The 21306-nt window shown below is 62.8% G+C and carries 18 protein-coding genes; 5 read left to right on the plus strand and 13 right to left on the minus strand.

Features of this window, described 5'->3' with window-relative positions; genetic code table 11:
* Window positions 1–127: 127 nt before the first annotated feature.
* The gene (acnA, locus tag KBW81_RS09105; RefSeq protein ID WP_254246946.1) at window positions 128–2896 is read left to right on the plus strand and encodes an aconitate hydratase AcnA; all 2769 of its coding nucleotides are present in this window, start codon (window positions 128–130) and stop codon (window positions 2894–2896) included.
* Between the two features lie 200 nt (window positions 2897–3096).
* On the opposite strand, the gene KBW81_RS09110 is transcribed toward acnA, so the two are convergent.
* Genes KBW81_RS09110 through yajC form a run of 9 tightly spaced genes read right to left on the minus strand, consistent with a single transcriptional unit; the run spans window position 3097 to window position 9083 of the window.
* A complete protein-coding gene (locus KBW81_RS09110; RefSeq protein WP_090187457.1) occupies window positions 3097–3636 on the minus strand; it encodes a DsbE family thiol:disulfide interchange protein in 540 nt (179 codons plus the stop codon).
* Complete coding sequence (gene ccmD, locus KBW81_RS09115; RefSeq protein ID WP_254246947.1) at window positions 3629–3769, minus strand: heme exporter protein CcmD; 141 nt, start codon at window positions 3767–3769, stop codon at window positions 3629–3631. Before ccmD ends, KBW81_RS09110 begins: the two co-directional genes overlap by 8 nt.
* Entirely contained in the window at window positions 3762–4490 is a 729-nt protein-coding gene (locus KBW81_RS09120) for a heme ABC transporter permease (protein WP_254246948.1), read from the minus strand. Before KBW81_RS09120 ends, ccmD begins: the two co-directional genes overlap by 8 nt.
* Window positions 4491–4532: 42 nt before the next feature.
* Window positions 4533–5189 carry a heme exporter protein CcmB gene (gene ccmB, locus KBW81_RS09125; RefSeq protein ID WP_254246949.1) on the minus strand — a complete coding sequence of 219 codons (657 nt, stop codon included), beginning with the start codon at window positions 5187–5189 and terminating at the stop codon, window positions 4533–4535.
* On the minus strand, window positions 5186–5800 hold the full coding sequence (gene ccmA, locus KBW81_RS09130; protein WP_090187445.1) for a heme ABC exporter ATP-binding protein CcmA: 615 nt from the start codon (window positions 5798–5800) through the stop codon (window positions 5186–5188). Before ccmA ends, ccmB begins: the two co-directional genes overlap by 4 nt.
* 5 nt (window positions 5801–5805) lie before the next feature.
* Window positions 5806–6159, minus strand: a complete 354-nt coding sequence (locus KBW81_RS09135) for an Mth938-like domain-containing protein (RefSeq protein ID WP_090187442.1) — start codon at window positions 6157–6159, stop codon at window positions 5806–5808.
* Window positions 6160–7131, minus strand: a complete 972-nt coding sequence (secF, locus tag KBW81_RS09140) for a protein translocase subunit SecF (RefSeq protein WP_090187440.1) — start codon at window positions 7129–7131, stop codon at window positions 6160–6162. It abuts the gene before it with no gap.
* 4 nt (window positions 7132–7135) lie between these two features.
* Complete coding sequence (gene secD / locus KBW81_RS09145; RefSeq protein ID WP_090187438.1) at window positions 7136–8767, minus strand: protein translocase subunit SecD; 1632 nt, start codon at window positions 8765–8767, stop codon at window positions 7136–7138.
* Between the two features lie 34 nt (window positions 8768–8801).
* On the minus strand, window positions 8802–9083 hold the full coding sequence (yajC, locus tag KBW81_RS09150) for a preprotein translocase subunit YajC (RefSeq protein WP_090187434.1): 282 nt from the start codon (window positions 9081–9083) through the stop codon (window positions 8802–8804).
* A gap of 266 nt (window positions 9084–9349) precedes the next feature.
* On the opposite strand from yajC, the gene serS reads away from it, so the two are divergent.
* Both serS and KBW81_RS09160 read left to right on the plus strand, forming a co-directional pair.
* Window positions 9350–10642, plus strand: a complete 1293-nt coding sequence (gene serS, locus KBW81_RS09155) for a serine--tRNA ligase (protein ID WP_254246950.1) — start codon at window positions 9350–9352, stop codon at window positions 10640–10642.
* A 42-nt stretch (window positions 10643–10684) separates the two neighbouring features.
* On the plus strand, window positions 10685–11404 hold the full coding sequence (locus KBW81_RS09160) for a hypothetical protein (RefSeq protein WP_254246951.1): 720 nt from the start codon (window positions 10685–10687) through the stop codon (window positions 11402–11404).
* 11 nt (window positions 11405–11415) lie between these two features.
* On the opposite strand, the gene der is transcribed toward KBW81_RS09160, so the two are convergent.
* Genes der through KBW81_RS09175 form a run of 3 tightly spaced genes read right to left on the minus strand, consistent with a single transcriptional unit; the run spans window position 11416 to window position 14972 of the window.
* Window positions 11416–12897 carry a ribosome biogenesis GTPase Der gene (gene der / locus KBW81_RS09165; protein ID WP_090187425.1) on the minus strand — a complete coding sequence of 494 codons (1482 nt, stop codon included), beginning with the start codon at window positions 12895–12897 and terminating at the stop codon, window positions 11416–11418.
* 51 nt (window positions 12898–12948) lie between these two features.
* Window positions 12949–14250: a PQQ-like beta-propeller repeat protein gene (locus KBW81_RS09170; RefSeq protein WP_254246952.1), complete on the minus strand. Its 1302-nt coding sequence runs from the start codon at window positions 14248–14250 to the stop codon at window positions 12949–12951.
* Between the two features lie 14 nt (window positions 14251–14264).
* On the minus strand, window positions 14265–14972 hold the full coding sequence (locus KBW81_RS09175; RefSeq protein ID WP_254246953.1) for a tetratricopeptide repeat protein: 708 nt from the start codon (window positions 14970–14972) through the stop codon (window positions 14265–14267).
* A gap of 219 nt (window positions 14973–15191) precedes the next feature.
* On the opposite strand from KBW81_RS09175, the gene KBW81_RS09180 reads away from it, so the two are divergent.
* Window positions 15192–16415: an efflux RND transporter periplasmic adaptor subunit gene (locus KBW81_RS09180; protein ID WP_090187415.1), complete on the plus strand. Its 1224-nt coding sequence runs from the start codon at window positions 15192–15194 to the stop codon at window positions 16413–16415.
* Window positions 16412–20038, plus strand: coding sequence for an efflux RND transporter permease subunit (locus tag KBW81_RS09185; RefSeq protein WP_254246954.1), 3627 nt, complete (start codon window positions 16412–16414; stop codon window positions 20036–20038). Before KBW81_RS09180 ends, KBW81_RS09185 begins: the two co-directional genes overlap by 4 nt.
* 63 nt (window positions 20039–20101) lie before the next feature.
* On the opposite strand, the gene KBW81_RS09190 is transcribed toward KBW81_RS09185, so the two are convergent.
* A complete protein-coding gene (locus KBW81_RS09190; RefSeq protein WP_090187407.1) occupies window positions 20102–21292 on the minus strand; it encodes a multidrug effflux MFS transporter in 1191 nt (396 codons plus the stop codon).
* Window positions 21293–21306: the final 14 nt, after the last annotated feature.

The raw sequence follows: 21306 nt of genomic DNA on the forward strand, positions 1-21306 counted from the left end.
CACGCGCCACGCCGCTCGCACGGCGGTATACAATTGTATACCTTTTTTCGCAGGCACCCCTTGAACGCGTGCGCAGCTTGGGGCAAAAGTGACACAAGCCATAGTCCTCAACCCTAAAGGGATAGCCATGACAGTCACAGTCGGCACAGATACCGCAAAAACCCGCAAGACCCTGACGGTCGGCGACCAGTCGGTCTCCTACTACTCGATTGATGCGGCCACGCAGGCCGGTTTGGGCGATTTCAGCAAGCTGCCCGCCGCGCTGAAGGTCGTGCTGGAAAACATGCTGCGGTTCGAGGACGGCAAGACCGTCACCGTGGATGACATCAAAGCTTTCGCCGAATGGGCCACCTTGGGCGGCCAGAACCCGCGCGAAATCGCCTATCGCCCTGCCCGCGTGCTGATGCAGGACTTCACCGGCGTGCCCGCCGTGGTTGACCTTGCCGCCATGCGCGACGGCATCAAGGCACTGGGCGGCGACGCACAGCAGATCAACCCGCTGGCCCCTGTCGATCTGGTCATCGACCACTCGGTCATGATCGACGAATTCGGCAACCCGCGTGCGTTCCAGATGAACGTGGACCGTGAATACGAGCGTAACATGGAGCGTTACCAGTTCCTGAAGTGGGGCCAGAACGCGTTTAACAACTTCCGCGTCGTCCCCCCAGGCACCGGCATCTGCCACCAGGTAAACCTGGAATATCTGGCCCAGACCGTCTGGACCGACACCGACCAGAACGGCGACATGGTCGCATATCCTGACACGCTTGTCGGTACCGACAGCCACACCACCATGGTCAACGGCCTTGCCGTTCTGGGTTGGGGCGTCGGCGGGATCGAGGCTGAGGCCGCGATGCTGGGCCAGCCGATTTCCATGCTGATCCCCGAAGTCGTCGGCTTTGAGCTGACCGGCGCGATGGTCGAAGGCACCACCGGCACCGACCTTGTGCTTAAGGTTGTGGAAATGCTGCGCGCCCACGGCGTTGTGTCCAAGTTCGTCGAATTCTTTGGCGCTGGCCTTGATAAGCTGCCACTGGCCGACCGTGCGACGATTGCCAACATGGCGCCCGAATACGGCGCAACCTGCGGCTACTTCCCCATCGACGACGAAACCCTGCGTTACCTGCGCAACACGGGCCGCGACGAAGACCGGATCGCACTGGTCGAAGCCTACGCCAAGGCGAACGGCTTCTGGCGCGACGCGGATTATGCACCGGTCTACACCTCGACCCTGCACCTCGACATGGGCACCATCGTCCCTGCCATCTCCGGCCCCAAGCGCCCACAGGACTACATCGCCCTGACGGACGCGGCCGGCGCATTTGGCAAGTACATCGCTGGTCAGCGGTCTGAAAAGTCCGTGCCCAAGGATGAAAAAGCCGACTGGACTGAGGAAGGCGGCGCACCTGCCCCGCATCACATCCCCGGCAACGAAGGCCACCACAAGTCGCAGAAGGTCGAGGGCGAGGATTACACCCTGCACGACGGCTCTATCGTGATCGCGTCGATCACGTCCTGCACCAACACATCCAACCCCTACGTCATGATCGGCGCAGGTCTGGTGGCCCGTAAGGCAGCCGCCCTTGGCCTGAACCGCAAGCCTTGGGTAAAAACATCCCTCGCGCCCGGCTCTCAGGTCGTGTCGGCCTATCTGGAAGCGGCTGATCTGCAAAAGGATCTGGACGCCATCGGCTTTAACCTTGTCGGCTATGGCTGCACTACCTGCATCGGCAACTCTGGCCCGCTGCAAAAGGAAATCTCCGAAGCGATTTCGGCAGGTGACCTGATCGCGACGTCGATCCTGTCGGGCAACCGCAACTTCGAAGGCCGCATCTCCCCCGACGTGCGCGCGAACTACTTGGCAAGCCCGCCGCTGGTCGTGGCCTATGCGCTGGTCGGTGACATGAACGTCGACATCACCAAGGACTCGCTGGGCAAGGATCACGACGGCAATGACGTCTACCTGAAAGACATCTGGCCAACCTCCGACGAGATCAACGCGCTTGTCGAAAAGACCGTCACGCGCGAAGCGTTCCAGTCCAAGTATGCCGACGTCTTCAAAGGCGACGAAAAGTGGCAGGCTGTCGAAGTCGTCGACAGCGAAACCTACAACTGGCCACCGCAGTCGACCTACGTCCAGAACCCGCCCTACTTCAAAGGAATGTCCAAGGACGCCGGCACGATCCACAACGTCAAGGACGCGAAAGTCCTGGCCGTTTTGGGTGACATGGTCACCACCGACCACATCAGCCCTGCTGGCTCGTTCGCCGAAAGCAGCCCTGCTGGTCAGTACCTGCTCGATCATCAGGTCCCCGTGCGCGAATTCAACTCCTATGGCTCGCGCCGCGGCAACCACGAAGTCATGATGCGCGGCACCTTCGCCAACATCCGGATCAAGAACGAGATGCTGGACGGCGTCGAAGGCGGCTACACCAAAGGCCCCGATGGCAACCAGACCTCCATCTTCGACGCGGCCATGGCCTATGAGGACGCCGGCACCCCGCTGGTCATCTTCGCAGGCGAGCAGTACGGCGCAGGGTCCTCCCGCGACTGGGCAGCCAAAGGCACAGCCCTGCTGGGCGTCAAAGCTGTCATCGCCGAGAACTTCGAGCGCATCCACCGCTCCAACCTCGTCGGCATGGGCGTCATCCCGTTCGAATTCACGAACGGCGACACGCGCAAGACGCTGGGCCTGACCGGCGAAGAAACCGTCAGCATCGACGGCCTCGACACGATCAAGCCACTGGAAGTCGTGAAAGCGCACATCACGATGGCCGATGGCACGACCAAGACCATCGACATCAAGTGCCGCATCGATACCGCGATCGAGATCGAATACATCGAACACGGCGGCGTGCTGCACTACGTGCTGCGCGATCTCGCCAAGGCGAAGTAATCCCTAAAACATAGTACGACAAAAGGCCGCGCCTCCCAGCGCGGCCTTTTTCATGTCCGATCTTCTTCCGGTTAAAAATACCTCCGCCGGAGGCTTCGCCATTGCAAGGCAATGGCGATCACCGAATTTTCGTAGAAAATTCGGCACGCGGGGCGCTGCCCCGCACCCCGAGGTATTTTTAACCAGAAGAAGGAGGGTCGCTATTCGGCGGCGGCGGCTTCAAGCATCGGCAGGAAGCGCTGCTCATAGTCGGAGCCAATGAGCGGTCCGATAAAACGGCTAAGCACTTTGCCATCGGGGCCGACGATGAAGGTTTCAGGCGGCGCGGTCACGCCCCAGTCGATGGCGACGCGGCCGCGCAGATCAAAGCCTGTGGCAAAGAACGGGTTGCCTTCGTCTGCCAGATAGCTAGCCGCATCGTCAGCCTGGTCGCGAAAGTTTACGCCCGCGACGCGGTAGCCTTGATCGGACAGCGCCTGAAGTGTTGGGTGTTCGGCGCGGCAAGGTGGGCACCAGCTGGCCCAGAAGTTCACGATCGTAATCTCGCCCGTATTCAGGTCGGCGGCGGTCAGCAGTTGGGTGCCTGCGACCGCTTCGGTCGGCAGGTTCGGCGCGGGCTGACCGATGAATTGCGACGGCAGCTCACCAGCGTTTTCGCGCATCAGCCCGCCCCAGAACAATCCGGCAAGCGCGGCAAAGATCAACGGCGGGACGACGAGCAGAGGCGAAATTTTAGCCACGTTCAACAGCCTCCAGCGCGGCTTTCACCCTGCGCGACCGGCGCAGGCTTGCCCCGATCAGCACCGCAAGCACGGCAATGCTGGCGGCATAGGCGGTCAGCACTTCGAAAGCGTATTTTCCAAGATCAGGCACGTTGGCTCCTTGCGATCAGGGCGGCTGTCCGGCGGGCGCGGATTTCGGTACGGGTACGCAGCAAAACAAGGGCCACGAACAGCGCGACAAAGCCTGCGATGCAGATCAGCAGCGGGATGTAGAACACATCGGCGACGTTTTCCTCTTTGTCCAGCGACAGGGATGCCCCCTGGTGCAGACCTTGGTTCCAGAAGTTCACCGCATAGCGCGACAGGATCGCAAAGACTGATCCGACAAGGCATAGCACGGATGTAAGATCGGCGGCGGTATCAGCGTCTTCGATTGCGGCCCAAAGGGCGATGTAGCCGAGGTAGAACAAAAACAGGATCAGGAACGATGTCAGGCGCGGGTCCCACGCCCAATAGGTGCCCCACATCGGGCTGCCCCAGATCGCGCCGGTGATCAGTGCGATCACGGTCATCGCAAGGCCGATCGGAGCGGCGGCGCGCGCGGCCAGTGCGCTGACGTGGTGCCGGCGCACCAGCCAGACCAGCGATGTCACCAGCATCATGAACCATGCGTTAATCGCCATCAGCGCGCTTGGCACGTGCAAGTAGATGATCTTGACCGTCGATCCTTGGCGCGTCTCGTCCGGGGTGAAAAAGAAGCCCCAGATCAGGCCAACCATCAAACAGGCCGCAGCCACGGCAAAGGCCACGCGCATGACAGGCGCGGTCCAATCCATGAACCTTTTCGGATTCGCATATTCCCAAATCGACATGTGTTATCCCTACCCCGGCGCCCCGCGCCCCTCAATCCCTGATCACCGCAGGTTGATGCGCAATACCGCCGCAGATGCGAAGGGCAGCAGCGCAAAGCAGCCCAGTGTGATCGCCCCCATCAGCATCAGCGGCGCTGTCGCCCCTGTGCCATCGACGCCGCGGCGCACTGCCTCTGCCCCGAAAATTAGCGTGGGCACATAAAGCGGCAGCACCAACAGTGATAGCAGCAACCCGCCCCGCCGCAGGCCCACCGTCAGCGCCGCGCCAAAGCTGCCAATCATCGACAGCGCCGGGGTGCCAAGGGCAAGGCTGATCAGCAGATAGCCGTAGGCGTCGGGTGCCATGTTTAGGAAAAATCCCAGCGCCGGGGCGACAAGCGTCAGCGGCAGGCCTGTGGTGATCCAATGGGCCAGCGCCTTGATCAGCGCGATGCCTTCCAGCGGCAGCGGCGCGGTGGCCAGCAACGCCAGCGAGCCGTCTTCGAAATCGAGCGCAAAGATCCGGTCCAGCGACAGCAGCGCCGCCAGCAGCGCCGCGACCCAAAGGATGCCGGGCGCGATCAGCGTCAGCGTGCTGCGGTCCGGGCCGACGCCAAAGGGCACCAGCACGACGACGATCAGGAAAAACGCAAGGCCAAGGCCAAAGCCGCCGCCTGCCCGCACGGCCAAAGCCAGATCGCGGCGGAGCAGGGCAATCACAAGAACGCCTCGTCCGCGCCGCCATCCGCATCAGGCTGCGCCACGTAGGGCGTCAGGTCCAGCGCGGGCGCATCAAGGCCAAGGTCGATATGCGTCGCGATCACGGCGCAGCCGCCGCCCGCCAGATGCACATCGCGCATCCAATCGGCAAACATGCGCACGGAAAAGCCGTCAAGGCTGACCGTCGGCTCGTCTAGGAATAACACGCTGCGGCCAATGACGCCCAGCCGCGCAAGGCCAAGGCGCCTTTTTTGCCCAGCCGACAGGGTGCCAGCGGCGCGGGTACGCAATGCGTCCAGATCAAAGGCGGCATAGACGCTACCGGGCACATCGCGGCCGTAGACTTGCGCCCAAAAGGTCAGGTTTTCCGTGACGGTCAGCGCCGTCTTGATCCCGTCGGCATGGCTGGCGTAAGCGCCGGTGGCGCCCGGATATTCAACCGTCCCATCCAGCGCGGGCTGCAGGCCTGCAAGCGTGCGCAAAAGGGTCGTTTTGCCGACGCCATTGGGGCCGCGCAAGATCAGCGCTTCGCCTGCTTTCACGTCAAAGGATACGCCGTCCAGCACCGGCACACCGCCGCGCGCGCAGCGCAGGGCGCGGACTTGCAGCAAGGCAGTCAGACCGGAAACAGCGCGAGCGCGACGCGGCGGCCTTCGCTAAGCAGCACGTTATAGGTGCGGCAGGCGGCGGGGGATGCCATGGTTTCCACGCCAAGGCCCGCCGCCTCTAGCGTTTCGCGAAAGGCGGCGGGCGGATGGGCGATTTCCGCGCCGGTGCCGACAAAGATCACGTCGACCTTGTCCGCCATCGCCAGCAGCGCGGCAGTGTCGTCATAGCCGCCCCAGCTGGCGATGCCGGACGGCATGACGGTCACCGCCCCCTCGATCACCTTGCCGCCAATACGAAAGAAACCGGGGCCATAGCCGTCGATGGGTTTCGCGTTGTCGTAAGTGATCTCGGTCAGACGCATTTATTTGCCTTCCACGTCGGCATAGCGACCCACGGTGCGCGGGTCTTTCTTGGACCAATCGCGCTTAACACCCAGCATCAGCACGATGTTTTTCGCGATGTAGATCGACGAATAGGTGCCGACAACGATGCCCCAAGTAATCGCAAACACAAAGCCCCGGATCACATCGCCGCCCAGCACCAGCAGCGCGATCAGCGCCAGCAGTGTTGTGCCCGATGTCATCATGGTGCGCGACAGAGTCTCGTTTGCGGACAGGTTCAGAATGTCGATCAGAGGCATGATCTTGTACTTGCGCAGGTTTTCGCGGACCCGGTCAAACACGACCACGGTATCGTTGATCGAATAACCCACGATGGTCAGCAGCGCCGCGATGATCGCCAGATCGAACTTGATCTGCAGCAGCGCAAACAAACCGATGGTCAGGCCCACGTCATGCACCAGCGCCACAATCGCGCCCACGGCGAACTGCCATTCAAAGCGCAGCCAGATGTAGATCACGATGGCACCGATCGCGCCGACGACGGACAGGATCGCAGATTGAATAAGCTCTCCTGACACCTTCGGGCCGACGCTTTCGACAGAGGCGAAGGTCACGTTGGGATCAACAGCCGTCAGCGCCGCTTCCATCGCTGCGATGGTTTCTGGCGCGATGCTTTCCGCGTCGCCTTGGGCCTGGATGCGGACCTCTGCGACGTTGCGGTCGGCGCCAAAGCCGGGATCGAACACCTCTGTGATGGCGACATCACCTAGGTTCAGCGGTTCCAGCGCAGCGCGGTAGGCACCGACATCAATGCTTTGCGTGCTTTCGGTGCGGATCGTGGTGCCGCCCTTAAAGTCGATGCCGTAGTTCAGGCCAAAGGCCAGAAAGGCGACGATCGACAGCACAAGCAGCACGACGGACCCGCCAAAGGTGACCTTGGCAAAGCCGAAAAAGTTGATCTTGGTATCGTCGGGAATCAGACGCAGACGCATAGCCTTAGACCTCGATTGTTTTCGGACGCCGCCAGGCGAACCAGATGACGATCAGCGACCGCGTGACGAAAATCGCGGTAAAGATCGAGGTGATGATACCCAGTCCCAGCGTGACAGCAAAGCCGCGCACCGGGCCAGAGCCCATGTAGAACAGGATGAATGCGGTGATCAGCGTGGTGACGTTACTGTCAACGATGGCCGACAGGGCGCGTTCATAGCCCAGCTCGATCGCGCGGGCGGGGCCCTTTGCGGTCTTTAGCTCTTCTCGAATCCGCTCGAACACCAGCACGTTCGCGTCCACCGCCATGCCGACGGTCAGAACGATGCCCGCGATACCCGGCAAGGTCAGCGTGGCCCCCAGCAGCGACAAGCCGCCAAAGATCAGGCCCATGTTGATGATCAGCGCGATATTGGCAAAGAAGCCGAACAGCCCGTAGGTCATCCACATAAAGCCGACGACCAGCACGGAACCGACCATCGCGGCCTTTTTACCCGCATCAATCGAATCCTGCCCCAGCTGCGGGCCAATGGTCCGCTCTTCTAGAAAGTTCAGTTTGGCGGGCAAGGCGCCTGCACGCAGCAGCACGGCAAGGTTGGTCGATTCCTCGACCGTGAAATTGCCGGTGATGATGCCAGAGCCGCCGGGGATATGGCTTTGAATGGTCGGCGCGCTGATGACTTCGTTGTCCAGCACGATGGCAAAGGGCTCGCCGATATGGTCCAGCGTATAGTCGCCAAACTTGCGCGCGCCGCTGACGTTAAAGCGGAAGCTGACCGCAGCGCGGCCGTTCTGGTCGAACGACGGCTGGGCATCCACAAGCTCTTCGCCGCTGACGACGGGGGCTGTGTCCAGCAGATAGAAGGTGCCGGGCGAATCTACGCTTGGCAGGATTTCTTGGCCGGCGCTGACCGGATCGCTGGTGCTGCCTGCGCCGCCGATGACAGGCTGAAAGGTCAGCTGCGCGGTGGTGCCGATGATGTCTTTGACTTCCTGCGCAGATCCGACGCCGGGGACTTCGACCAGAATACGGGTGTCGCCCTGACGCTGGATTGTCGGCTCTCGCGTGCCGACTTCGTCGATGCGGCGGCGAATGATTTCAAGGGACTGCTGCATGGTGCGGTCATCGACCGCCAGCTTTTCCGCGTCCGACAGATTGATCGTCAGCATCGGGCCGTTACCAGCCACTTCGATGTCGGTCGATCCAACGCCGGTCAGCGATGTGATCGGCCGCGCCAAGCCGCGCACGATTTCCAGCGCACGCGCCGCCCCTGCGGGTTCAGAAATCCGCACGATCAGCTGGTCCGGGCGGCTTGCCTCGCGGGTGACGAAACCGACCGTGTCCCGGTCGGCCGCCAGCGCGTCGCGCACCTCTGGCCAGGTGGCATCCATGATCGTGGCATAGACGTCAGCGGTCTGCACCTCGGCCAACAGATGCGCACCGCCGCGCAGATCAAGCCCAAGGTTCACCAACCCCGACGGCATAAAGCCGGGCCAGGATGTATCATCCTGCCCCTGCGCCAACGCGTCGTTGTGGGTTTCAACCCTAGAGTAAAAGGCATTCGGCAGGGCCAGCGCCAGACCAACCACAACGGTCAGCCAGATCATGACCTGCTTATAAGCAGAAATGTGCAGCATGTAGCAAAGCCCCTTGGGCCAAAGGTGTCGCGGCTTACTTTGCCGGTTCGGTCTTGTTCAAGACGGTTGCGATGGTCGAGCGGATGACGCGGACCTTCACACCGGCTGCGATTTCGACTTCGACCTCTTTGTCGGCCTCGTTCACCGCAGTCACTTTGCCCATGATCCCGCCTTGCGTGATGACGCGGTCACCCCGGCGCAGCGCGTTCACCATCGCCTGATGTTCTTTCAGCTTTTTCTGCTGGGGACGGATCAACAGGAAATACATGATCCCGAAGATGATCATCATCAAAATAAGCGATTGGCTGCCCTGCATGGCGGTTCCTTTTCTATTCGTCGCGCAGGGCAATGGCCCCGCATCAAAGTCGCGGCACATTAGGTCTGGGCCACCCGATTGGCAACCGCAACCCGCGCACGTCTGCCGCGATATCGGGGCGATCATGCCTTGCGTCAATGGCGGGCGGCGCGAATGCCCCCCTATGCGGTCACAATCGCGGGGGCGCGGGCGGCTTTCACCCCTTCAACGCAGGCCCCCAATGGTGCATACCCGCTCTGAACACTTCGACAACAAGGACCAGACACATGCATGACATTCGCATGATCCGCGACACTCCAGACGCGTTTGACGCCGCCCTTTCCCTGCGCGGCCTCGCACCGGTGTCCGGCGCTTTGCTGGCCCTTGATGCCGACCGCCGCGCCGCGATCAAACAGGCCGAGGATGCGCAAGCTGCCGCAAACGCCGCCGCCAAAGACGTCGGCAAAGCCAAAGCCAGCGGCGACGAGGCTGAATTTGCCCGTCTGCGCACCTTGATGGCCGACAAAAAGGCTGAAATCGCCGCCCTGAACGAGCGCGCAAAAGAGCTGGACGCCCAGCTCGGTGATATGCTGATTGCCCTGCCCAACCTGCCCTACGCCGATGTGCCGCCTGGCAAGGATGAACACGACAACGTCGAGCAAAAGCGCACCGGCACACCGCGCCAGTTCGATTTCAAGCCCGTCGAACACTTCGACATCCCCGCCGTGCAACCCGGCATGGACTTTGCCGCTGGGGCCAAGCTGTCCGGCTCGCGCTTTGTCGTGCTGCGCGGCGCGGTGGCCCGCGTTCACCGGGCGCTGTCGCAGTTCATGCTGGACACCCATGTGGACGAACATGGCCTGACCGAGACGAACACACCCGTCATCGTGCGCGAAGAAATGCTGTATGGCACCGGCCAGCTGCCCAAATTCGGCGAGGATAGCTATCAGACCACCAACGGCTGGTGGCTGATCCCCACGGCAGAGGTGACGCTGACCAACCTTGTGAACGGCGAAACCGTCGACGCGGGCACCCTGCCCCGTCGCCATGTCGCGCACACCCTGTGCTTCCGCTCAGAGGCGGGCAGCGCGGGCCGTGACACCAGCGGCATGCTGCGCCAGCACCAGTTCGAAAAAGTCGAGATGGTCAGCATTACCCACCCGGACGAAAGCGACGCCGAACATACCCGCATGACCCAATGCGCAGAGGCGATCCTAGAGAAGCTGGAACTGCCCTACCGCACCATGCTGCTGTGCGCTGGCGATATGGGCGCAGGCGCGCGCCGCACATATGACCTAGAAGTGTGGCTGCCCGGTCAGGACACCTACCGCGAAATCTCCTCCATCTCGACCTGCGGCGATTATCAGGCGCGGCGCATGAACGCGCGGTTCAAGCCTGTGGATGGCGGCAAGCCGGAATTTGTGCACACGCTGAACGGCTCTGGCCTTGCTGTGGGACGCACATTGATCGCAGTGCTGGAAAACGGCCAGCAGGCTGACGGGTCGGTTGTTTTGCCCGCCGTTTTGCACCCCTATCTGGGCGGGAAAAACACGATTTCGGCAACAGGCGATTTAATCTAACGCCGCGCTGAACAATAAGGGCGCGGGCCGCGTTGGCTGAGTATGAAACATAGTCTTGCTTATCTCACGTTCGCACTGAGCCTTGCCTTCGCGGTCGCCCCGTTTTTTTCGGGCGACTTTGCAGGCTTTGCATCGGACATGCTGCCCAATCCGCAGATCAACCCGCCGGTCCAACCGGCGGGTTATGCCTTTGCCATCTGGGGGCCGATTTACCTTTGGCTTATCGCCTCGTCGATTTATGGCGTGATGTATCGCAAGGACGACGTGGACTGGGACGCGGCCCGGTTGCCGCTGTGCATCAGCCTTGCGGTTGGCGTGCCATGGCTGCTGATCGCGCAGGTCAGCGTGATCTGGGCGACGATCACGATTTTCATCATGGCGGGCGCTGCGATTGCGGCGCTGATCCGCAGCCCCGTGCAGGATCGCTGGTGGGTGCGCGGGCCGGTCGGGCTTTATGCAGGGTGGCTGACAGCGGCCAGCTTTGTGTCGCTGGCGACAACGCTGGCGGGCTACAACATCGGGTTTGACAGCTATGGCTGGGCCATCACCGGGATCATCGCAGCGCTGATTGTGGCGATCGCAACCTATCGCCGCGTCGCATCGTCGACCTATATCGTGGCCGTCGTCTGGGCGCTGGTGGGGATTTGTGTGGCCAACGGCATGGCGAACTTTGTCGTCACCGCGCTGGCCATCACAGGCATCGTTATTCTGCTGTGTGTGATGGCGATGCAGGCCCCGCGCACACCGCGGACCCTGTCATAACCAATTAGGTCCTACCGATCAGGGCCGGGCGCTTTTTTGTGCTTGCTCAGACGTGACGGCTGGGACGACTTTTTGCCCTTATAGGGGTTCTTGTCGCCCTGATCGCGCAGCGTCAGGCGGATCGGTGCACCCGGCATGTCAAAGTCATCGCGCAGGCCATTGACCAGATAGCGCGAATAAGACGCCGGCACCAAATCAGGGTGCGAGGTCATGACCACAAAGCCCGGCGGACGGGTTTTCACCTGAGTCGCATAACGCATCTTGATCCGCTTTCCGCCCGGTGCGGGTGGCGGGTGCTGTTCCAGCATGCCCGTCAGCCAGCGGTTCAGCTGCGCGGTCGTCACGCGGCGGTTCCAAACGTCATAGGCCTTCATGATCGCCTGTTGCAGACGGTCCAGACCCTTGCCCGTTTTCGCGGACACAGTCACCAGCGGCGCGCCGCGCAGCTGTGGCAGCAGCCGGGCGAATTCTTCACGCAGCTCGCGCAGCTTGTCCTGCTTGTCGTCCTCGGTGTCCCACTTGTTGACCCCGATCACGACGGCGCGGCCTTCACGCTCTGCCAGGTCGGCGATGCGCAAGTCCTGCTGTTCAAACGGAATATCCACGTCCAGCAGCACGACCACGACCTCGGCGAACTTGACCGCACGCAGGCCATCGCTGACCGACATCTTTTCAAGCTTTTCGTTGATCCGCGCCTTTTTGCGCATACCAGCGGTGTCGAAAATCCGCATCGGCACGCCCACACCGTCCGGCCCGGCCCATTCGGTCATGACCGAAATCGCGTCGCGGGTGATCCCGGCCTCTGGCCCGGTCAGCAGACGCTCTTCGCCGATGATCTTGTTGATCAGCGTGGATTTACCTGCGTTCGGGCGGCCCACAACGGCAATTTGCAGCGGCTTGGCGCGGGTTGGCACGCGGGGCGCATCGGGGTCTTCGTCATCGACGCCCACATCAGTTTCCGGCGCAAAGGACAGATCGGCCTTGGCGCGTTCCTCGAACTCTTCCGACAACGGACGCAGCACGTCCATCAGCTCTCCCATGCCCTCGCCGTGTTCGGCGGACAGGCGGATCGGCTCTCCCAGTCCCAAGGCATAAGCCTCTAGGATGGTGATATCAGCGGCCCGGCCCTCGCCTTTGTTGGCGGCAAGGATGACATGGGCGTTTTTCTTGCGCAGAATGTCGGCGAAAATCCGGTCGGCCGGCAGAACGCCGACGCGGGCGTCGATCATAAACAGGCAGACATCGGCCATTTCGACCGCGCGTTCCGTCAGCTTGCGCATCCGGCCCTGCAGCGATTCGTCCGTGGCCATTTCCAGACCGGCGGTGTCGATCACCGTGAACTTAATGTCGGCAATGCGCCCCGGCCCTTCACGCAAATCGCGTGTCACGCCGGGCTGGTCATCCACCAAGGCAAGCTTTTTGCCCACCAGACGGTTGAACAGGGTGGATTTGCCGACATTGGGTCGGCCCACAAGGGCAAGGGTAAAGGTCATGGCGCACAGGCTCCGGCTATAGTCAGAGGCGGGCCATACACCGCTTTGCCCTTAACGGAAAGCCAGCAGTTGCCCGTTCTTGTTTACGACGTAAAGCACGCCGTTCGCAATCGCAGGAGCAGAGGCCGCACCGCCCGGCAAAGCGACGCTGCCCAGCAACGCGCCAGAGGTCGGATCGAACGACCGCAGCTGCCCGTCAGAGGACGCCACAACAAGCCGGTTGCCCGCCATGATCGGCCCGAAATGCGCATAGACCGTGCGGCCTTTGCGCAGGAACGATCCGGTTTCGACAAAGTCCGGCAGGGTTGTGCGCCAAATGGATTCGCCCGTGTCGCGGTCTAGGCGCACCAGTTCATTCAGGTCGTTGACCATGAACACCGAATTGCCCGCTGGCCACACCGGACCTGCTGCGCCTTCGCCAGCGGTCCAGATCCGTTCGCCGGAAGCGCTATCCAGCGCGACGGTCACACCGGAAAAGTTGCCGACGTAAACGCGGTCACCGTCAATCACCGGATCGCCGCCGATGTCCGACAGATCGCCAACAGCCTGACCGGGACGGTCGCCGCTGATCACCGAAGACCAACGCTGAATGCCGCCCTGCGGAAAGACCGCCATGACTTCACCAGACGAGAACGGGAAAACCGCCAGATCATCCGTCACCGCCGGTCCAGCGCCGCCCGCAAAGGACGTGGTCGACGGAATACCGCTGAGCTGATAGCGAATCCGGCCGTTGGTCACATCAATCGCCCAAGCGCGGCTGTCGCGGCTGACAACATAGGCCAGATCGCCCACGACCGTTGGCGCAGATGTGCCCGGCGCATCAAGTTCCTGCACCCAGATCACGCCGCCCGTGGCCGGGTCCAGCGCGGTCAGCGTGCCGTAGCCGGTGGACACAAACAAACGCCCCGACCCAAAGGCCAGACCGCCGCCCGATGCATCGCTGCGCGTGTCTGTCGGCGGGGTGATATCCGCGCTCCACACAGCAGCGCCGCCGGTCGTGGTCGCCGTCACATGGCTGCGCGCGTCCAGCGTATAAACGATGCCGTTCGCGACAACCGGGTCCGCCGTGATACGCGCGCCCTTGCTGTCGCCTTCACCGATATCGACAGCGAAAATCTGGCTGAGCGATGCGGCAAGCGCCGGCTGCGCGCTATTGTGGTCGGCCCCGCCATTGCGATGGGTCCAGTTGGCATTCGCCACAGGCGCCGCAAAGCTGATCGGCAACGCGCGGTTGACTTGCGTCGCCTCGGCGCGGATCGGCTCGCGCATGCCGGGCAGGATGATATCCTTTTCGCCGCAGGCGGACAGGGCAACAAGCGCCAAAAGGCTGATCGACAGGGTCTTGGATGTCACGGCGCGGTTCCCTTTCACGGGTTGGTCGAAGTAGCGTCAGGGGCCGCAATGGCAGCCGCATCGCCGGATGGAAGTGCGTCAGGCAGCGGGGCCCCCAGCGATACCATCAGGGTTTGGACGCGGTCACGCAAGCCTTGGCTGACGCCCGCGTCTTGGATGATCTCGTTCAGGCGTGTGATGGCTGCATCACGCTCGCCCGCCGCCAGATCGGCCAAAGCCAGCTGCTCCTGCGCCAGCAGCGCAAAAGGCTTACCGGGGTTCGCAAGCGCCTCTAGCCGCGTGCGGCGTGCAGCAGGATCAGTGCCAGCGTCGAGCATGGCCGCCTTAAAGCTGGCCAGATCGCGGTAAATGGCCGGCACATCCGTGCGAGCTGCCAGCGCATCAAGCGACGCAACTCCGGTGTCCAAATCGCCAGATTCTTCTTGTGCGGCCGCAGCGATCAGCAGGCTGACAGCCCCTGCGCCGCCGTCCGGCGACAGGCCGTCCAGCGCAGCGGCACGTGCCTCTGGATCGCTATTGGACAGGGCATCCAGCAAGGCATCGCCAGCGGCCTCTGCCTGCGCCGCGTCGCGCGCACGGCTGTATTCGGTCCACGCCGCGCCGCCCACCAGCAGAACGACGATCACGATGGCAATCCAGCCATAGCGTTTCATCAGGCCGAACAGGCGGTCGCGGCGCACCTCTTCACTGACTTCATTGATAAAACTGTCGCTATCGCTCATGACCGTCCCCCGCGTCCGCCGCCCGTTGGGGCGGTGATGTTGGCAGCTTCTTAACGTGAAGCGCCCCGGATTGCCAAGACCCGCGCCGTTGCCGCCTGCGTGAATGTGCCGCTTGCGGGGCCATCCAGCAGACTTGAGGCGGCGTTCATTGTCCCTTAACGTAGCGGCGGCATATGATCTTGCATCGCTGCCGCCCTGTTTCAGAGGTAAAGGACCACAATGAAACTCGTGCCAGTGCTGATCGCGATTATCGTCTCTATCGCTTTGTATTTCGTCGTGTTTGAACGCGATACCCTTCTGACTTTTGCAGGCCGCGCACCCGAAGCAGCGGCCCCCGCGCCGCAGGCCGAACCCGTCCAAGACACCCCCAGCGGCGTGCGCGTTGTCGCCATGAAATCAACGGCCCAGACCGTCGATAGCGCCGTGATCCTGCGCGGCCGGACAGAGGCCGCACGCCAGGTCACCATCGCCACCGAAACCGCAGGGCGCGTCACCTCTGATCCGCTGCGCAAGGGCACCTTTGTCACCGCTGGCGACACCCTGTGCCGCCTTGATCCCGGTACCCGCGACAGCCAGCTGGCAGAGGCGCAGGCCCGCCTGTCAGAAGCGCAAAGCCGCGTGCCAGAGGCGCAAGCCTCGCTCGCCGAAGCAGAGGCCCGCATCCGCGAAGCTGACATCAATGTGAATGCAGCACGCCAGTTAAACGAGGGCGGATTCGCATCCCAGACCCGTTTGGTCAGTGCAGAGGCGCAGCGCGAAGCCGCCAGCGCGGGCATCCAGCGCGCCAATTCCGCCATCACCAGCGCCGAAGCCGGGATCGAGGCTGCAACTGCCGCCGTCGCCGTTGTCACCCGCGACATCGACCGCCTGACCATCACCGCGCCCTTCGCGGGCCTGCTGGACACCGACACGGCAGAGCTTGGCACCTTGCTGCAAACCGGCAATGCCTGCGCTACCATCGTGCAGATCGACCCGATCAAGCTGGTCGGCTTCGTGCCCGAACTGGACGTCGACCGCGTCACCATGGGCGCTGATGTGCGCGCGCAGCTTGCCTCTGGCGGCGCAGCGCAGGGCAAGGTCACCTTTGTATCGCGCGTCGCGGATGAAACTACGCGCACGTTCCGCGTCGAAGTCACCGTGCCGAACCCCGACCTTGCGATCCGCGATGGGCAAACGGCGGAAATCATCATCGCATCGAACGGCGCGCTGGCGCATCTGGTGCCGCAATCGGCGCTGACCCTGAACGACGACGGGGACCTTGGCGTGCGCACCGTGGCCGCTGACGGCACCGCGCAGTTCGCCCCCGTCACCTTGCTGCGCGACACGGTGGACGGCGTCTGGCTGACCGATCTGCCGGACACGGTCAACATCATCACCGTTGGCCAAGATTTCGTCAGCGACGACGTCGCGGTCCTGCCAACCTATGCGCAGGTTCAGCCATGATCGGCCTTGTCGACTGGGCCGCAGCCCGGGCGCGCATGGTCATCGCCTTTATCGCGCTGTCCCTATTGGCGGGCGGTTTCGCCTATGCCAGCCTGCCGAAAGAGGGTGAGCCGGATATCGAAATCCCGGCGATCTTTGTCTCTGTCCCCTTCCCCGGGATCTCTGCCGCCGACAGCGAAACCCTGCTGGTCAAACCGATGGAGACAGAGCTGTCCTCGCTGGACGGTCTGAAAACCATGTCCTCGACCGCGTCGGAAAACTACGCCGGGGTCGCGCTGGAATTCGAATTCGGCTGGGACAAAACGCAGGTCCTCGCTGACGTGCGCGACGCGATGAACGCGGCAGAGGCGAAGTTTCCCGCAGGCGCCGACCAATATTCCGTCAACGAAATCAACTTTTCCGAATTTCCGATCCTGATCGTCAACCTGACCGGCAACGTGCCCGAACGCACCCTGCTGCGCCTTGCCCGCAGCCTGCAAGACCGCATCGAAGGTATCGACGCCGTGCTCGAAGCTGGCCTTGCCGGCCAACGGGACGAGATGCTGGAGGTCGTGATCGACCCCCTGCGGCTAGAAGCCTACGACGTCACCGCAGGCGAGCTGATCAGCGTGGTGAACAACAACAACCTGCTGATCGCGGCTGGCGAGGTTGAAAGCGCGCAAGGCAGCTTTGCCGTCAAAATCCCGTCGTCCTTTACCGAAGCCGCCGATGTGTATGAGCTGCCCGTCAAGCGCAACGGCGACCGCGTCGTGACGATGGGCGATCTGACCGACATTCGCCTGACGTTTGAGGATCGCGCCGGCACCGCCCGGTTCAACGGCGTCACCACCGTCGCCTTGCAGGTCGTCAAACGCAAAGGCTTTAACCTAATCGACACCGCCGCTTTGGTGCGCGAAGCCATCGCGGCAGAGCGTGCCACCTGGCCAGAGGCCGTGCAGCAAGCCGTCGATGTGGGTGCCAGCAACGACCAGTCACGCGGCGTGGCCTCTATGGTCAGCCAGCTTGAAGGGTCGGTTCTGACAGCCATCGCGCTGGTGATGATCGTGGTCCTTGCCGCCCTTGGCACACGGCCTGCGCTGCTGGTCGGCTTTGCGATCCCGACGTCGTTCCTTTTGTGCTTTGCGCTGCTGGCGGTCATGGGCATCACCATTTCCAACATCGTCATGTTCGGCCTGATTTTGGCCGTCGGTATGCTGGTGGACGGGGCCATCGTTGTAGTCGAATACGCCGACCGCCGCATCGCCGAAGGCACCGGCCCGATGCACGCCTATACGGAAGCGGCCAAACGCATGTTCTGGCCGATCATTTCATCAACCGCGACAACGCTTTGCGCGTTCCTGCCCATGCTGTTTTGGCCCGGTGTGCCGGGGCAATTCATGGGCATGTTGCCCGTCACGCTGATCTTTGTGCTGTCCGCCGCGCTGGTCGTGACGCTGGTCTATCTGCCCGTCTTGGGCGGCGTCACGGGGCGCGTCAGCCGTGCCTTTGACCACGCCTCTGCCCGCCTGCGGCCCCTGCCGTGGATGGTCCGCGCGGGCCTTGTGCCAGTGGCGATGCTGATCGTCTTTACCGGCGCGATGCTGACGCTGAACCCCGGGTACTTGTCCGGCGACGCATCCCCTGTCGCTGGACTGTCCGCTGCCCTGCCCGGCATGGTGCTGTTCACCTTTGGCGCAATGGCGCTGGCGATCACCATGGGCGCGGCAAAGATCACCCGCGCGCCAAAACGCATCAACGCCGGCTATCGCCGCACGCCCTTTGGCCACCTGATCGCCCTTTTGACCGGCAATCCGATCATGCCGCTGGTCACGATTGCCGCCGTTCTGGGCTTTGTCATCTGGACCTTTGGCTACTTTGGCAAAAACAACAACGGCGTTGAATTCTTTGTCGAATCCGAACCCGAACAGGCCATCGTCTATGTCCGCGCACGCGGCAACCTGTCTCTGAACGAAAAGGACGGTCTGGTCGCGCAGGTCGAACAGGTCGTCCTTGCCCACCCCGGCGTCGACACCGCCTTTGCCTTCGCGGGCGAAGGGGGATTGAACTCCAACACTGGCGGCGCAACCGCCCCCCGCGACACCATCGGCCAAGTCCAGTTCGAGACGATCCCGTGGGAGGACCGCGCCGACCGCCCCGAACTGGACGGCGATCTGGTGATCTCGGAACTTGAAACCCAGCTTGCCCTGATCCCCGGCATCCAGACCGAAATCCTGGCCCAAGCGCGTGGCCCCGCATCGGGCAAGCCCGTGCACCTGCGCCTGAAAGGCGACGATTGGGACGCCCTGCGCAGCGCCGCCGCCGTCGTGCGGGAAAAGTTCGACGCAACGCCGGGCCTGACGCAGGTCGAAGACACCCGCCCCCTGCCCGGTATCGACTGGCAGATCGACGTCGATACCCGCGCCGCAGGCCGTTACGGCGCGGACGTCATGGCCGTCGGCGGCATGGTGCAACTGGTCACGCGCGGCATCCTGCTGGACACGATGCCCGTCGACAGCTCTGATGAAGAGATCGAGATCCGCGCCCGCCTGCCGGAGAAAGACCGCGTGCTGTCCACGCTTGATACGCTGAAAGTCCGCACCGATCAGGGGCTCGTGCCGCTGTCCAACTTTACCACGCGCCAGCCGGTGCCAAAACTGGCGCAAATCGACCGCGTGGACCAACAGCGCTACTTTGACGTCAAGGCCGGCGTGGCATCCGACATGGTCGTGCTGACGGGGGGCGACGGCGTCGTCACCGCCATGCCGCAGGCGCGCTATGACGCTGACGAGGCCGCGCAGGCCTTGGTGGCAGAGGGCGATCTGACCCTGCAAGTGCTGACCGCGAACGAACGCATTGCCACCCTGACCGACTGGCTGGACACCGCCCCCCTGCCAGCTGGTGTGGCCTGGGAATGGACCGGCGATCAAGAGGATCAGGCCGAAAGCGGCGCCTTCTTGCAAACCGCCTTTTCCGGCGCGCTGATGCTGATGTTCATCATCCTGCTGGCGCAGTTCAACAGCGTTTATAACGCCGTGCTGGTGCTGCTGGCGGTCGTTCTGTCCGTGGCCGGCGTGCTGGTGGGCATGCTGGTGATGGATCAGGCGTTTTCGATCATCATGACCGGCACGGGCATCGTCGCGCTGGCGGGGATCGTGGTGAACAACAACATCATCCTGATCGACACTTACCAAGAATACGCCGCCTATATGCCGCGCCAAACCGCTATCGTTCGCACAGCAGAGGATCGGATCAGGCCCGTGCTGCTGACCACGATCACCACCATGGCGGGCCTTGCGCCGATGATGTTCGGCCTCAGCCTCGACTTTATGCAAGGCGGCTATACCATCGACAGCCCAACGGCGCTGTGGTGGAAACAGTTGGCGACGGCCGTCGTCTTTGGTCTTGGCATCGCGACAGTGCTGACGCTGGTCTTTACCCCCGCGATGCTGGCGCTGCGGGTCTGGCTATCCACCTACGTTGCCATGGCCGGACGCGGGATTGCGGCGCTGACCGGCGGGCGGTCGGGCCGCGCGGCGCAGGACTGGGCGCTGGCCCGTTCGGCGGCCAAGATGACCTCGACCGAGCTGATCTGGCTGGACGACGAACCAAAGCCCCGCCCGAAGACGGTGCGCGCCGCCGAATAACTCAGCAAGAAGGCCCGGACGCGATTTGCGCCCGGGCCTTTAAGTTGCGGTTAAGGCGTGGGGTCAGACCATCTGCGCGCGCGACACCCGGCCCAGTGTCATCAGCGCCAGCACCAAGGCCGCGACAGCGCACAGCGCAATCGCCGCGACCATCGGCAGCGCGGTGCCGTCAAAAAACAGCCCCGTCAGCGCGATCATCACGCCGCCAGCCACCATCTGCAGCGTGCCGCCAAGGCTGGATGCTAGGCCCGCGATCCGGCCATGGGCGTCCAGCGCCATGACCATCGTCGTCGGGATCACAAGGCCAAGGCAGGCGTTCGCCAAAAACAGGCCCGCTACGATGATCGGCAGCGACACAAAACCAGCCAGCACCAGCGCCAGCAAGGCGACCGCAAAGCCAGCAAAGCCCATCACGCCCCAGCGCATCAGGCGCACGATGCCAAACCGTTCGCCCAGCGGGCCCGCGGCTTGGCTAGCGGAAAAGAAGCCCACGGCGTTGATCGCAAAGGCCAGCGAAAAGCCGGTTGGCGTCAGGCCGAACTGGTCGACGTAAACAAAGGATGCAGAGGCGATGAAGACGAAAAAGCTCGCCATGCCAAAGCCGCCGATGAAGGTCAGCCCCATGAACACCGGGTCCGTCAACAGCACCTTAGCGCTGGCCAGCAATGATCCCATGTGGATCTTCTGACGCTGCGCCGGGGCCAGCGTTTCAGGCAAGGCAAATCCCGTGATCAGCAAGGCGACAACCGCCGCGCCGCACAGCACCCAGAAAATCAGGCGCCAGTCGCCCAGTTGGATCAGGCCAGAGCCCGCCAACGGTGCCAGCATCGGCGAGACCGAGATCACCAGCATGACCATGGCCATCATCTTGGTCCCGTCAGTGCCGGTCGCAGAATCGCGGATCACGGCGCGCGGCACGACCATCAACACTGCGCCACCGATGCCTTGCACCGCGCGGGCCGCGACCAAAGCGCCGATTGTCGGTGCCAGCGCCGCCATGGTGCTGCCGACGATGAAAATGGCCAGACCCGCGTACAAAGGCCGCTTGCGCCCCGACTGGTCCGACCAAGGGCCATAGACCAGCTGCGCCAAACCGAAGGCGACGAAATAGCTGGTTAATGTCAGCTGGGCCGCGGTTTCAGTGACACCCAGCGATGCCGCAAGGGCGGGCATCGCGGGCAAATACATGTCGATCGCAAAGGGGCCGACAGCAGACAAAAGGCCCAGGATCAGGGCCATATGAAAAAGTGACATGGAAACGTCCTGAT

The organism is Loktanella salsilacus, from assembly GCF_024206795.1.
Lineage (GTDB): Bacteria > Pseudomonadota > Alphaproteobacteria > Rhodobacterales > Rhodobacteraceae > Loktanella > Loktanella salsilacus.